Raw genomic sequence first — 14,672 nt, 5'->3', positions numbered from 1 at the left:
TAAAATTGTCAATTATTTCCTAGCATAAATGCCTGGTGCATAAGCCTCAATTACTTTACCGGTGCGGGTGCAAGTTATCATTAGGTAATCGCAACTAGGGCATTGTGTCCGCGTAATTTGACTATCAGAAATATAGTGACGTTCAGCAGCACTACCGCAATTTGGGCAATGAATCTTTTGTGATACTTGCATTTTAAAACCCCTGGATTTAATAATTTTTTAGAAAAAGTGACAAAAATTGTTTAATTGTTGTGAATGTGAAAAATTTGATATCTTCGGTCATTATCTTAAACCTGATAATTATTATCATCATACCTGAGATATATAAATTTACTTTAGATGTAACTTTCCTTAGATTAGCAGTGATCCCTATGGTGCAATCCTTGAGATAGTCTTGTTTATTCTTGTGGAAAAATAAATTATTTTTCCATTCAAGCGTTACCAAATAGAAAAAACTGTAATCAAAGTCACAAAATCAATAGTTTTATATTTAATTAATATTTGGACAGACCACATACCTATCCCACCAGTCATACAATTATTGTGGGGTGGGCTTCTAGCCCGTCCATTGAGTATTTATACTAGACACTAGGAAAATATATTAGTCCGTTAAAACGGACTTGAGCTATGAGACAGGGAATTTATTCCCTGACGGTTGTGGAAGGCAACAGATAAGCCGTTTTGAGTATAATTGTATTTACCTACTTAGCCATGAATAAAAAAGTAAGTAGTCATCCCAAAAGCTACCACAATCACGAATTTTCGCACCAAGCTGGGTTCTAGTCTGCGGGCAAAATGAGCGCATAAATAACCACCCAGAGAACCACCAACCGCCATGATCATAACTTGATGCCAAGCAATCAAATTAGCGAACATAAAAGGAATAATTGCCACACCATTAATGCAACTACCCAATAAAGTTTTAAAAGCATTAATAGAGTGAATATTTTTCATCCCTAAAAAGGTTAAAGTTGCTAACATTAAAATGCCTATACCCGCACCGAAAAACCCACCATATATAGAGATTGCCAATTGAGAAACTAGGAGAATAAATAAAGGTGGAGGTGCAGAAACATCATTTTTACTCTGAAGTTGCAGCCAGCTTTTTAGAGATTCACTAAATGTAAATATCAATGTTGCTGATAGTAACAAATAGGGCAGCATCTTTTTAAATACATCCGGTGATGTGTATAATAAAGCTACAGAACCAATGACACCACCAACTAAACTGGTACCAGCTAGTAATAATAATTGTCGTTTTTCGATGTTTAAATCTCGACGATAAGCTCCTGCACTAGCTATAGCTGCTATCCACAGTGCAGTATTATTTGTAGCATTAGCGTTAATTGGGGCGATACCTGTAAATATCAGGGTAGGAAAGGTAATAAAACTGCCACCACCCGCTACAGCATTGAGTCCACCGGCAATAAATGCGGTGCTGAACAGAAGTAAGCTATGGATTAAAGTTAAATCTTGAGGCATTTTCTGTAATTAATAAACTCAGTTATACTGTTGTACAATAAAATACTGTAAGTTTATCGAATTATAGTTGATTTATTTTCTGGGTGCTGTTAAACCGGGGTAAATTCTCGAAGGTAGTCCAGGAGTTGTTATCAACCCAGGAGAACCAACTCTCCCATAGTTGGGATTATTAGTTAATGATTGAATAACTTGGGGATTCAAGCCTAATTGAGGTAAGTTAAACTGCTCTGTGGCTGTTCTCCCTAGATTTGATAATACACCAAGGTTTGTTAAATTTGTCCCAAAATTAAATGCTCCAGGTTGAGTTAGATTTGTGAGTAAATTAGTATCAATCTTGCCACCAGTAATGGCGATATTTCCGGCTTGGGTAAAGTCATTAATCTTCTGAAGAGAAGAGACAACACCATTGATAGTTATAGGAGTATTATTAAAAAGTAGAGAATTACCATTAGCAGTTTGTGATCTCCCAGTTATTAAACCAGATAAAGTCCCAATTGTCGGTTGACCATTTTGGAGAATACCTGCTAAATTACTAACTTCTTTTAATTGACCAGTTCCTTGAAAATTAGATATTCTACCAATGTCAGTTTCTAAATTAAATGAGTTAACATCTAACCCAGTTAATCTATTAGCAATAGGTACTATGGGATTGTCATAGTTATAATTCAGATTTCCAGATAGATTACCACCTTGAATCATAATTTGCCCTTGAACAGGTAAATTAGCAGCTAAAAAACAACTGCCAAATATTCCCATTCCTAAAATATTACTAATAGATTTATTCCACATTTTTTTGCAAATCCTATTATAGAAAAATTTGTATTTTAATTGGTAAAAATATAGCTTTAGAAACTAAAAGTTGTTCGGAGAACACCAATGGTAATCATGTCGCTATTCGGGCTATGTCTTGGCTCAAATATCAAGATTACACCAGGAGTAATATTAATATTATTTGACATTCGATAACGATAAAAAGCTTCTACATGAGTAGTAGTTCCTGGTTGTCCTCCCGCACTACCAAGAGAATCTTTGAGAATACCTGGAAGATTATTCCCTATTAGTAAATCACTCCTGACAATTTTGGGAGGTTGTCCGACATAAATTCCCCCCAAATTTCCTTTTTCCAATAAATCAGGGAAATTGAGAAAAGCCATCCAATTATTAGTTTCTACACTCCCTGATTGTCCAGGTATGTGAGAAGTCGTAAAACCGCCCCAACCACCAATTGTAAACTTTGGATTAACCTGCCAAGATGCAGTAGCACCAAAAGCATCAGTTGTGAGAGGACTATTACCTGTAAGTGTATAAGCCAATAAATCATCACCAATTCCAGTTCCTAAAAATCCTGTAGTCGAGTAGGAATTAATATAATTTAGTGCTAAATCAATATTATTAGTAGGAGCAAAATTTAATTGTACTCCGGTGGCATTTCCGCCATTAAATAGTCCGGCATTTTGGCTACTATCTGCGGGTTTACTGGCTGTATAAACTGCTTGTAAACTAATTCGTTTATTCATTTGCCAATCAAAGCCTAAACCACCTGTACCATTACCAATTGCTAAAATTGGGTTACGTTGAGCAAAGGCAGAAATTGGACCTTTACCCGCACTTTCTATGCGGTTTGCTCCTCGAAAAGTGTTGATAGGATTAACCCCTGCTGTCCCAACTATTACTGCTACTTTATCACCTACTAAAAACCGATAATTGAGGTCAGTTAAAACTAAGCTATTATCTGTATTCCCTTCATAAGCTAATCGGGTATCGTTGGTGATTCGCGGGGCATTGAAACTAGCTGTACCCCCATTACCAGCTTGTAATCCTGTTAGTAAAAAGCTGCGGTTTTTAAATTGGGTAAGTAGTGTGAGTTGAACATTACTAATAACGTTAATTTTTGTCCCGTTATCTATTGTTTCTTTAATCCCATCTTTTGGTGACAAATCTGCACTATTTTCACTCCGTCCTTGAATACCAAAAATTGCTTGTCCAAATAGTTTGGTAGTGGTAGAAAATTGATTTGCTTCTAGTTCTGTGGTTTTTGCCTCTAAAGTATCTACTTTTCCCCGGAGTGTGGCTAATTCAGCAGCAAATTCTTCTCCTAATTTTTGTAATTTACTAAAATCTTCTTTTGTGACTGCGTTACTTGTGCTTGTGGCTATCAATTCATTAACTCTATCTAAACAAGCATTTAACCCAGCAGCGAATTCATAACGAGTTAAAGCTCGATTTCCTCGGAAAGTTCCATTGGGATATCCAGCAATGCAAGCATATCGTTCTACTAGAGATTGTAAAGCCTGAAATGCCCAATCTGTGGGTTCTACATCTTTGAATTGAGAAACTGATGTAACTTGTTCTATCTCTGATGAATCAACATTTTCGGCATTAGCTATAGTATGACTAAATAAGGCATAAGTTAAATTAACTACAGATACCAGTAATATTCTTGTTATTAACTTGATCATCTTTGCTTGCACACCACACATTAATAAGTGATGATAGATTAATGTTTTTATTTTCGCAATGCTTATGCAATATCAGAGACAAAATAGATAATTTTGGTTGTTTTGCCTTGAACCAACTAGAAAAAATTAAGCTGTGCTGGATTTAATTTGTATTATTTTTGTATACTTTTAGCGAGCAAGATGCCCGCACTACATATTTTTACTGATGAGATTCTAACCAGTTAAACAAATCCTCAATAGCTGTAAAATCTAGCAATGCTTCACCGAGGGATTCCAACTGATTTAAAGAAAGAGTTTGAATTTTTTTCCTAATTTCTTCTGGTAAATTTCCTACCCGTTTTTGTAGTAGTCGAACCACAAGATTTTGCTCACCTTCTTGTTTACCTTCTGCTATTCCTCGCTCGTAGCCAATGCGCTCACCTGTAGTAATATAAGTCATAGTTCGCTCCTGTTCAAATTGTTTAAAATCTTGCCAAAAGTCCGCTTCTAATGCTTTTGGTAATATCATAACTGTATGAATTATGTTTCGCGCAAAGGCACAAAGGAGCAAAGGCGCAAAGGAAGAGAGAAACAAAAGTGTGGTTTAAATAAACGAAAAATTCTGTCGCAAGTAAATTCACCATTCACATCGGATTACTTCTTCAATATGATCAGGCAATTTAGTATCTTGATCGATATTTGCTTTTTCAATCTGGACTAATTCTAGATTTTTAGCTTTAGAAAGGTCTACTTTTTGCAGGTTTGCTTGAAACAAGTTTGCTAAATGCAGGTCCGTTGAGTCTAAAGGAAATGACTCTTTTAGGGTTGCTTTATTAAACTTTGCCTGACGCAAGTTAGCTCCAGCAAGATTCACTTTTTGCAAAATGGCTTCCGAAAAATTTACCCATTGGAGACTCGAACTCCAAAGAGATACATCTTGCAAACTAGCTTCTTGGAACGAGGCAAGGTCTAAGTTACTGCAATACAGGTCAACTCTCTTTAAGTTTGCTCTATCAAGATTTGCCTCTCTAATATCAATAAAAGTTAAATCCAATCTCTGATTTTCCTGCTCATTTTCACAATTACGTCGTCCTATAACGGTCAGGGCTGCTTGAATGTCTGCCCGAAGTTGCGGTATTTTTCCCTTCTCTCCTTCCTCTTCTTTCTTCCTATGTGCATTTTTTCGCACAAAAGCCGTGAGGACTTCCATAATTGTCCAATGGTATTTTTCCGACGAATCTTTAGCAATTTGTTCTAGGGCATAAATTCCGCCTAATTTTACTTCAATCTCTTTATTACCAAGCAATTCAATCGCTTTAGAAAAACGTTCTGTAATCTGCTTATCTTCTGCTGCTTGTGCATTTTTGTATACAGCTTTGGCATTTTCATTAGCAGCGTTCGCACTTCTTGATGCTTGATAAGCATTGAAGAAAACGGCAATTCCAGCAACAATTGTTCCAGTAGTTTGGACGGCTGAAATACCATACTGTAATCTCTGCTCTATTTTTAAACCTTTAGCATTCAAAAATGCAAAATCCGAAAAAGAAAATATCAAGACAATAGTAATCAAGACAATAGAAAAAATAATCCCTAGAATTATCAACAAACTCTTGAAACCTTCTGTATTATTTTCAGACATATTAATTTTTCTCCTCACATTTCAACAACAAGCATAGGTGTACAAAATCTTAGAAAAATCCAACCGTTTAAGTGCAGAAGACTGAATAAAAAAGTTGCCAATTCCCTCATCTCCCCACATAATTGAGTGATCATCATCAGAGTCCATTTGTAATAGCAGAAAATCATAACCTTCCTCTTCCTGCAACTCCGCACGATCATCATTTTGGACAAATGCAGGATATCCTCCTAAACGGTGTCCTCCTAGCAATTCTTCATATTTTTCTTCATACTCGTTGATAAAATCATCTGCAAGTTCTTCTAAAGAATTTTCCATTGCTTTGGTTAAATTACTTTGTTGGAAGAGGGGAAAATAGCTTTTAACTAAGTTTCTAAACCGATAATCTGATGCACTCATGGAGGTTGATTTAATAGCAAAATTTAGACCCAGACAGTCTACTAATGGTAAACCTATTCCTGGAGGCAAAAAATCAAAGTTATCTAGGAGATTATCAATATTCAAATCTGGTTCAGGAAAGTAAATAACTCTAAAAGTAGTTTGTGCTAATTGGGGATATTCTTCAATTCCATAGGCTGTTTCACCTCCGGCTTCAATATAAAATTGAAGAATCCCTTTTTCTGGTAAATCTTCTAATTTAGGAGTTTCAGCAAAGTTGATTTGTGCTAAAAGATGAAGGGGTGTAGAATCTGGGGCTTTGGGATAATCAAGATGTTTAGGAAAATAAGGTAAACCACCAAATTTACTTTGCCATAATGTAGTTTCTGTTGTTGAAGATGGGGTAATTTCTATATAAGGTTTGATAATTGCATTGGCAAATTCATCTACTTGATTTTTTAATTCTAAGAACATCCCATACAATTCATCTGGAGTGAAATCTTTGTTATTTTCATCTACTGGAACAGATTCTACATCATACCAACCATGTGTGAGTAATTCTTGAATACTTTGATTAAAAAAAGCTTCTGCTTCGGCTTCAGAAGAGAATTTATGCAGTTCTTGATAATGGGTAACATTACAGCCGTCTAAATGAATAGATGTTCTGAGGGAACTTAATCTAAATATTTGATTGGATTTCATGATAATTAACCTTAAATGTGATAATGAATGATAGAAATAAAAACCAAAAAAATTCGTAATTGATAATTATTAAATTACAAATTACGAATTTTTAATTACCTATGCTGTTAGTTTAGCTAATGCTTTTTCTACAGCTTCTAATGCTTGCTTGATTTCTGCCTCTGTGACAATGAGAGGAGGCACAAACCGCACAACCTTGGGACCTGCGGGAACAAGTAATAAACCTGCTTCCATTGCAGCTTTGACAACTTCAGCAGCAGTTAAGGGAATATCGGCTTTGATTTCCATGCCGCTAATTAAACCCCAACCGCGTACTTCTGAGATATGCTGAGGATATTGACGAGCGATCGCTCTTAATCCTTCTCGTAAATGTGCGCCCTGTTCTCTGACATTATCTAAAATATTCTCTTTTTCCAAAGTCTCACACACACTCAGCGCCACACCACAAACAAAGGGATTACCGCCAAATGTACTTGCGTGTTCTCCTGGTTCAAAAATATCGCAGAATTTCTTACTCATCATCGCACCGATGGGAATACCACCGCCCAAACCTTTCGCACTGGTGAAAATATCTGGTTCTACTCCCAAATGTTCATAACCCCATAATTTGCCACTGCGTCCCATACCAACCTGTACTTCATCGAAAATCAACAAAATACCGGTTTCGTCGCAAATCTCCCGTAATCGCTTAAAGTAAGCAATATCCCCAGGACGAACGCCACCTTCCCCTTGCAATGGTTCAATTAAAATTGCCCCGACCCGATAATTACCTTCATCTAATTCAGTAACAGCGGCTTCCACTGCTCTAATATCGTTGTAATTTACATAATGGAAACCAGGAACTAAAGGATCAAAATGCTTTTGATATTTTGGTTGTCCAGTGGCAGTCACAGTGGCTAAAGTCCGTCCGTGAAAACTGGCATGGGCAGTTAAAATGATTGGGTGGGCAATTTCTAGGACAGTGTGGGCGTATTTCCGCGCTAGTTTAATTGCTGCTTCGTTGGCTTCAGCGCCAGAATTGCAGAAAAATACTCTATCTGCACAGGAATGATTAACAATCCATTTAGCTAATTCACCCTGTTCAGGAATATAGTACAAATTAGAAACATGATGCAATTTCTGGATTTGTCTAGTTACAGCCTCTACCATTGCTGGATGGGCGTGTCCTAGAGTACAAGTGGCAATGCCCGCGACAAAATCCAGATATTCGTTGCCCTGACTATCCCAAACACGGCAACCAGCACCCCGTTCTAAAGCCAAAGGAAACCGTCCATAAGTGGACATGACAGCCGCATCGAAGCTATCAACATCAAAAGGTGTAGATGGCATAATACCTGACTCCAAGGGGTTCGTGGCTTGTTCAATTAGAGTTTGCACGCTCACTACCGCTACTCCTGAAAAGCTTTTATCGTAATACTTTACTAGGTTCTGGGAAATATTGGTATTCCGTAATTTTCATCACATTGCTACCCCCCTTAGTCCCCCCTTGTAAAGGGGGGAAACAATAAAAATCCAGTTCCCTCCCCTTTAGAAGGGGAGGGTTAGGGTGGGGTAAAAAATATTTGATACATCAACCATAACTTTTCAAACACCCTCTTAAGAGAAGTCACCGAGTCACCGAGTCACCGAGTCAGGAGGAAGAAGAGGAAGAAGGAGGAAAAATTACCCATAATTGTGCAAATATTATTTATTGTGAATCCCTACATTAGAAATTGTTTAATTCTTAATTCGGGCTTGCTGATTTTGAAACTATCAAAAAACTATCACTTTCCTAGATTCTTCCTTCTGACTCCTGACTCCTGAACTCCTAATTTTTAATTGCCTGTGTATTCTACCCTTGAACAAAAATATCAACGGATTCAAAAGGAGTTAATGGCTGGGGCGCTTGCTTTAGCTGGTATTTTCCTAATCGGGACTTTATGGTATTCCCTGGTTGAGGGCTGGAAATGGGAAGATGCAGCTTACATGACTGTAATTACTCTAGCAACTGTCGGTTATGGAGAAACTCACCCATTAGGTAGTCGAGGGCGTTTATTTACCATTGTCTTAATTTTAATGGGTGTGGTGAATCTTACTTATATTGTCAATAGATTTACAGCCGCAGTCATTGAAGGTTATTTTCTAGAAGGAATTCGACTCCGACAACAAAGGCGTTTAATGGAATCATTATCAGAACATTATATTATCTGTGGATTTAGTCGCACTGGGCGACAAATTGCTAAGGAATTTCAGGCTGAAGCTGTTTCTTTTGTAGTGATTGATTCGGAACTAGAATCTGTCCAAAAAGCCCAGGAAATTGGTTATATTGTTTTTCAAGGTGATGCGACGTTAGATGATACTTTGTTAAAAGTTGGCATTACTAAAGCAATTTGTATTGTGGCGGCTTTACCTTCAGATGCGGAAAATTTATATACTGTTCTCTCGGCAAAAACTCTGAATCCAGACATTCGAGCGATCGCTCGCGCTAGTACGGAAGAAGCGGTACAAAAGTTACAACGTGGTGGTGCAGATGCCGTAATTTCACCGTATATTACTGGTGGCAAACGCATGGCAGCAGCAGCCCTCAGACCTCAGATTTTGGACTTTGTGGATGGGATGCTTTCTGGTACAGACCGTCAGTTATATATGGAAGAATTTTTACTAGATTCCGATAGGTGTCCCTTCGTTGGTCAAAGTTTACAAAGAGCGAAATTGCGATCGCAATCAGGCGCATTAGTTCTGGCAATTCGTCGTCTTGATGGTAAACTCATTGGTGGTCCAACTGGAGATACGGTTTTAATGTCGGGAGATACCCTAATTTGTATGGGTACGGCTGAACAATTGCGGGATTTAAATCAAATTCTCGGTCCGATTAATTCTATTCCCCTCAAACGTCCGAAAAATAGTTAAAAGCAGACTTGTTTTGCAAGTTGGAAGATGGTAGAATTACTGTAGCTTATTTGTATAACTTGCAAAATCATGAAACTAGCTTTAGTAGCGGCCACTATTTTTACCTTGACTTTAGGATTGTACACCGCAAAAGTCACTGCAGCACCTACAAAAACACCTAAGACTTTTACAGAATGGTGTGAACAAAAAGGAAGTTTGCCTGAAGAGACAAGAGACACGGTTGAAGTATTCTTAAAAATTGCTAAAACACAAAATTGTAGTCAAGCTAATCAAACGCTTACTAATTTGACTTCTCTTACCTTTGAGAAAAATCAAATCAGCGATATTAAACCTTTGTCTAGTCTGACTAATCTGACTTCTCTTACCTTTGAGAAAAATCAAATCAGCGATATTAAACCTTTGTCTAGTCTGACTAATCTGACTGATCTTAACCTTAGAGATAATCCAATCAAAGATATCAAGCCTTTGTCCAATCTGACTAATTTGACTGATCTTAACCTTGGAGATAATCAAATCAAAGATATCAAACCTTTGTCTAATCTGACTAATTTGACTTCTCTTTCCCTTGATAATAATGAAATCAGCGATATCAAACCTTTGTCTAGTCTGACTAATTTGACTTCTCTTCAAACCTTTGTCTAGTCTGACTAATTTGACTTCTCTTACCCTTGGAGATAATCAAATCAAAGATATCAAACCTTTGTCTAGTCTGACTAATCTGACTTCTCTTACCCTTGGAGATAATCCAATCAAAGATATCAAACCTTTGTCTAGTCTGACTAATTTGACTGATCTTTCCCTTGATAATAATCAAATCAAAGATATCAAACCTTTGTCTAGTCTGACTAATTTGACTGATCTTAAGCTTGGAGATAATCAAATCAGCGATATTAAACCTTTGTCTAATCTGACTAATTTGACTGATCTTTACCTTGAGAGAAATCAAATCAGCGATATCAAACCTTTGTCTAATCTGACTAATTTGACTCTTCTTTACCTTGATAATAATCAAATCAGCGATATCAAACCTTTGTCTAATCTGACTACTTTGACTCTTCTTTACCTTGATAATAATCAAATCAGCGATATCAAACCTTTGTCTAATCTGACTACTTTGACTTCTCTTACCCTTGGGAATAATCAAATCAACGATATCAAACCTTTGTCTAATCTGACTAATTTGACTCTTCTTATCCTTTCACAGAATCAAATCAGCGATATCAAACCTTTGTCCAATTTTACTAAGTTGACTTATCTTTCCCTTTGGGAAAATCCACTTACCTCTAAAAAATGTCCCATTCAACCAGAATCTATTTGTAGTTTTTAGCTAGTGGTTAAATCCTCATCATATCCCAGACTTCTTTTTTAAATTTGTAAATAAATGATGAATTAATATCATAAGTCTGGGATTTACTCTTTTGAAAAAATGCACTCTACAAAATTTTATTCTACTAAATCATGTTTTATCGCAAACCTGACTAATTCTGCGCGGTTGCTAGTTTCAGTTTTTCTCAATAAACTACTCACATATTTCTCCACCGTGCGCGGACTCAAATGTAAATGATTACCAATTTCCACATTAGACAAACCATGAGTTAATAAGTCTAAAACTTCCTGTTCTCTCACAGTTAACGGTGTCAATACTTGAGATTGTTGTACATGAGTAGGTATGGAAATATGACCGTTTTTTGCTTTTGTATAAGTGGCAAAACTGATTTCTTCCTGATAAAGAAAACGACATTCTGATTGGATGATTTGCGATCGCTCTAACAAATTACGTATAGCAGCGGCTATTTCTTCCAATTCAAAAGGCTTAGGCAAATACAAATCACAACCAGACTGATATCCCAAAATTCGTTCTTGGGTTTTCGTTCTCTCTGTTAACAAAATCACAGGTAATAATCGAAACGCCGATAATTGACGAACACGACGCACCAACTCATAACCATTCATCTGTGGCATCATAATATCTGTCACCATCAAATCAGGATGACGCTTTTCAACCATAGCCAAAGCATCAATACCATTGTCAACAGTAATGACACTATACCCAGACAGATCAAGATAATCACTAATAGATAGACGCGTGCCTAAATCATCATCGGCGACAAGAATAGTCAAGGGCATGGATAATACACCCCTATAATTTTTTGGTTGAGTAATTTACTGTAATCACAAATATTAATAGACACAAGCAAGAATACTAATTCTATCTCTAATACTATGACAAGATTACTTACTCATGATGACATCATCAATGATTTCTAAAGAAAATATTAAATTTTTAGGAATAGTTAACAAAACTTTACGTAATTTAGAGACTAAACAGGTTTACCTGTCACCTGTCTTTGTGAACTACAATCAATAAAAGAGTTAGTCTAAAGAAATTTTTAGGCGTATTTATTAAAACTAAGAAGATTTTCGATGAGTGATAAACAGAGTGAAGGTTACAAAGTTATTTGTGATAATCGGCAAGCACGGTTTTTATATGAAATCATAGAAACCTATGAAGCGGGAGTTCAGTTGACAGGAACTGAAGTAAAATCAATTCGTGCGGGTAAAGCCAATTTGCAAGATGGTTATGCGTTGCTGCGGGACGGTGAAGCATGGTTAATCAACGTCCATATTTCTCCTTATGCCTCTAGTGGTGCATACTTTAATCACGAACCCAGACGAACCCGCAAATTATTACTTCATAAACAAGAACTGCGTAAACTTATTGGGAGGGTACAACAGGAAGGTTTAACCCTAGTCCCCTTAAAAATGTATCTGAAACGAGGTTGGGTAAAAATAGTCATTGCGCTGGGTAAAGGTAAAAAACTCCACGACAAACGCGAAAGCCTCAAACGTCGTGACGACCAGCGAGATATGCAAAGGGCAATGAAAAGATATTAAAGTATCTAGGGCGCGAAACCGCGCCCATATTTCTAAGCTTGTTGATTATTTCGCATTAAAGGTTGCCAATAACTGGCAATTAAAGCCATCATTAACCACCAGAGAGTATTAACTTCAGGACGATAGAAAACTGTATCAAATAAACCCTGAGTTAATAAACCTATTATAGCAGCTATTGCCCCCATTAGCCACAAGCCTTCCATATTCTTAGTTTTTCGTAACCGACTTAATTGCAAATATCCTGTATTTAATGCAACGACAATCAACCACATAAAACAAGTAAAACCCAAAAAGCCAGTTTCTACAATCGTTTCTAGAAACACCGAATAGGCACTTAAGGCTGTAAATCTCGAATGTTGGTACAGAGGATAAACTTTATTAAAAGCACCATGTCCTGGTCCTATACCAATTATAGGGCGATCGCGGATCATTTGAAATACCGATTCCCAAACATTTTTCCGAAAGTTATTACTACTGTCTTTGCGGTCGGCAAATATACTCACGATTCGCACCCGGAAGGGTTCGACAAATATCAATCCAATTATCAATAACCCCACTACAGTTCCTAAGAATATTGGTAAAGACCAAGTCCGCCAAAATGGGGGCATACTTATACTCCACCAATAAAACAGCAACACCGCTATTGTCAATAATTCCACTAATAAGGCAATCCAACCACCGCGACTAAAGGTCAAAATTAAAACAGCAGCGTTAACCACAAACATTGTTAAGGCTAATAATTTCCTAATCCAACCCGGCCAAGCTACAATAGCAACTAAGCTGAAAATTACAGCGGGTAAAAGATATCCAGCTAATAGGTTAGGATTTCCTAAGTAACTGTAAACTCTCGTAGTTTTAGCTAAGGGAGATTCGGGGTCAACCCACGTAGCTAAGGCCTTCGCACCAAAAAACCATTGTCGCAACCCATAGACGCTGACGATTAGGGAAATATGCAAATAGAGGGTAATTAACCAAGACCGAAACCGCGCCACTCTCAACACTCTAGCACAAAGAACAAACAGCAATAAATAAAGTGTTAATGTTTGTAAATCACCTAATGCTGCTTTTTTCACCGGTGATAATGCTGTTGATATGGCAGCAATACTCCAATACAGCAATACTAGTAAATGAATGGGAGTGGCAGTAGGAGCATTAACTGATGTATAATCATCGGATAAGGTCAATAATAACCACAATCCCACACAAGCTACTAACAATAAACCCATTAAGGTGCTAGAAACAAAAGGTGCAAGACCATAAACAAGGCTAAGTAAGCCTACAGCAATTATATCTCCCCACTGGATGAAAATACTACTTTGTCGCCAAGGTTTTAACAGTCCCACCAAAAACTTATGGAGGTAACTGCTAGACAAATATTCTTTCAGTGGTAAAGAAGATAAAGTTAATCTTTCCCAAACTAAGTTCATGAGGAAATACAAAGTACAGAAGTTATAAAGTATAGCTTATCGCCAGTCTAATTGTAAACCTATTTTAAAAGGAAGAATCGGCAAGGGTTAAGAAGCAAGAGGCAACGGAAAACAGGAAATAAAAACCAGTATTAGCAGATTGCTTAACAAAAGTATTGTCACAGCAACAAAATTTATGGAAATTTAAACGTCAAACATCAGATTGCTAAACAAAGCTATTGTTGTCTTATCCAATAGATTTGTCTGAGAATAAATGCTTTAAGATTAACAGCATTTATTTAAAGATTGCGTAAACGTTCAAGATTATTACGAACAGTAATAGTAGTAGGATGATCTACTCCTAAGCGTTGTTCTAAAATATTTACCGCTTGAATGTAGAGAGGTTCAGCTTCGCTGTACCTGCCTTGGGATTCGTAGAGTCCTGCCAAATTGTTGAAACTGGTAGCCATAGAGGGATGGTCATCACCCAGCAGCTTTTGCCAGAGAGCTAAAGCTTGGATGTAAAGAGGTTCGGACTCGCTGTACCTGCCTTGGGATTTGTAGAGTAGAGCTAAATTGTTGAAACTTTGAGCGACATAGGGATGGTCATCACCTAAAAGCTTTTGCAAGAGAGCTAAAGCTTGAATGTAGAGAGGTTCGGCTTCGCTGTACCTGCCTTGGGATTCGTAGAGTCCTGCCAAATTGTTGAAACTGGTAGCGACATCGGGATGGTCATCACCCAAGAGCTTTTGCCTGAGAGCTAAAGCTTGGATGTAGAGAGGTTCTGCTTCGCTGTATCTGCCTTGGGAATAGTAGAGTAGAGCCAAATTGTTAAAACTGGTAGCG

The 14,672-nt window shown here is 37.2% G+C and carries 14 protein-coding genes and 1 pseudogene; 4 read left to right on the top strand and 11 right to left on the bottom strand.

Translation table 11 applies throughout. The features are described 5' to 3' along the window. Positions 1–12: 12 nt before the first annotated feature. From AN490_RS09300 to AN490_RS09265, 8 genes and pseudogenes are all read right to left on the bottom strand, one after another. Positions 13–192, bottom strand: a complete 180-nt coding sequence (locus AN490_RS09300; RefSeq protein WP_015078966.1) for a hypothetical protein — start codon at positions 190–192, stop codon at positions 13–15. Positions 193–705: 513 nt separating this feature from the next. Further along, positions 706–1,482 (bottom strand): sulfite exporter TauE/SafE family protein, encoded by a 777-nt coding sequence (locus AN490_RS09295; RefSeq protein WP_015078965.1) that lies wholly within the window; start codon positions 1,480–1,482, stop codon positions 706–708. Between the two features lie 72 nt (positions 1,483–1,554). After that, a complete protein-coding gene (locus AN490_RS09290) occupies positions 1,555–2,271 on the bottom strand; it encodes a hypothetical protein (protein WP_300002173.1) in 717 nt (238 codons plus the stop codon). 56 nt (positions 2,272–2,327) lie between these two features. Continuing rightward, a complete protein-coding gene (locus tag AN490_RS09285) occupies positions 2,328–3,941 on the bottom strand; it encodes an iron uptake porin (RefSeq protein WP_300002170.1) in 1,614 nt (537 codons plus the stop codon). A gap of 199 nt (positions 3,942–4,140) precedes the next feature. Further along, a pseudogene (locus AN490_RS09280) lies at positions 4,141–4,452 on the bottom strand (DUF4351 domain-containing protein); the annotation flags it as partial. Between the two features lie 105 nt (positions 4,453–4,557). Beyond that, on the bottom strand, positions 4,558–5,559 hold the full coding sequence (locus AN490_RS09275) for a pentapeptide repeat-containing protein (protein WP_300002167.1): 1,002 nt from the start codon (positions 5,557–5,559) through the stop codon (positions 4,558–4,560). Positions 5,560–5,580: 21 nt separating this feature from the next. Next, positions 5,581–6,636 (bottom strand): YwqG family protein, encoded by a 1,056-nt coding sequence (locus tag AN490_RS09270; RefSeq protein WP_300002165.1) that lies wholly within the window; start codon positions 6,634–6,636, stop codon positions 5,581–5,583. A 99-nt stretch (positions 6,637–6,735) separates the two neighbouring features. Further along, positions 6,736–8,019: an aspartate aminotransferase family protein gene (locus AN490_RS09265; RefSeq protein WP_300002162.1), complete on the bottom strand. Its 1,284-nt coding sequence runs from the start codon at positions 8,017–8,019 to the stop codon at positions 6,736–6,738. Positions 8,020–8,508: 489 nt separating this feature from the next. Between AN490_RS09265 and AN490_RS09260 the strand changes: the two genes are divergently transcribed. The 3 genes from AN490_RS09260 to AN490_RS09250 all read left to right on the top strand — a co-directional run bounded on the left by AN490_RS09260 (position 8,509) and on the right by AN490_RS09250 (position 10,852). Further along, complete coding sequence (locus AN490_RS09260) at positions 8,509–9,525, top strand: TrkA family potassium uptake protein (RefSeq protein WP_300002295.1); 1,017 nt, start codon at positions 8,509–8,511, stop codon at positions 9,523–9,525. Between the two features lie 69 nt (positions 9,526–9,594). Then, the gene (locus AN490_RS09255) at positions 9,595–10,167 is read left to right on the top strand and encodes a leucine-rich repeat domain-containing protein (RefSeq protein WP_300002159.1); all 573 of its coding nucleotides are present in this window, start codon (positions 9,595–9,597) and stop codon (positions 10,165–10,167) included. Positions 10,168–10,225: 58 nt separating this feature from the next. Then, positions 10,226–10,852 (top strand): leucine-rich repeat domain-containing protein, encoded by a 627-nt coding sequence (locus AN490_RS09250; RefSeq protein WP_300002156.1) that lies wholly within the window; start codon positions 10,226–10,228, stop codon positions 10,850–10,852. A 116-nt stretch (positions 10,853–10,968) separates the two neighbouring features. Here AN490_RS09250 and AN490_RS09245 read toward each other — a convergent pair whose 3' ends face one another. Beyond that, the gene (locus AN490_RS09245) at positions 10,969–11,652 is read right to left on the bottom strand and encodes a response regulator transcription factor (protein ID WP_300002153.1); all 684 of its coding nucleotides are present in this window, start codon (positions 11,650–11,652) and stop codon (positions 10,969–10,971) included. A 297-nt stretch (positions 11,653–11,949) separates the two neighbouring features. Here AN490_RS09245 and smpB point away from each other — a divergent pair, with 297 nt between their 5' ends. Then, positions 11,950–12,420 (top strand): SsrA-binding protein SmpB, encoded by a 471-nt coding sequence (gene smpB, locus AN490_RS09240; RefSeq protein ID WP_015078954.1) that lies wholly within the window; start codon positions 11,950–11,952, stop codon positions 12,418–12,420. A gap of 32 nt (positions 12,421–12,452) precedes the next feature. Here smpB and AN490_RS09235 read toward each other — a convergent pair whose 3' ends face one another. Beyond that, entirely contained in the window at positions 12,453–13,847 is a 1,395-nt protein-coding gene (locus tag AN490_RS09235; protein ID WP_300002149.1) for an IctB family putative bicarbonate transporter, read from the bottom strand. 278 nt (positions 13,848–14,125) lie between these two features. Next, positions 14,126–14,672, bottom strand: a 547-nt coding sequence (locus tag AN490_RS09230; protein WP_300002146.1) for a tetratricopeptide repeat protein, incomplete at its 5' end; no start/stop codon positions are given.

It is taken from the genome of Anabaena sp. AL09 (genome assembly GCF_001672255.1).
GTDB lineage: Bacteria > Cyanobacteriota > Cyanobacteriia > Cyanobacteriales > Nostocaceae > Dolichospermum > Dolichospermum lemmermannii.
The sequence above is the reverse complement of the archived record's forward strand: the minus strand, read 5'-3'. Positions and strand labels throughout refer to the sequence as shown.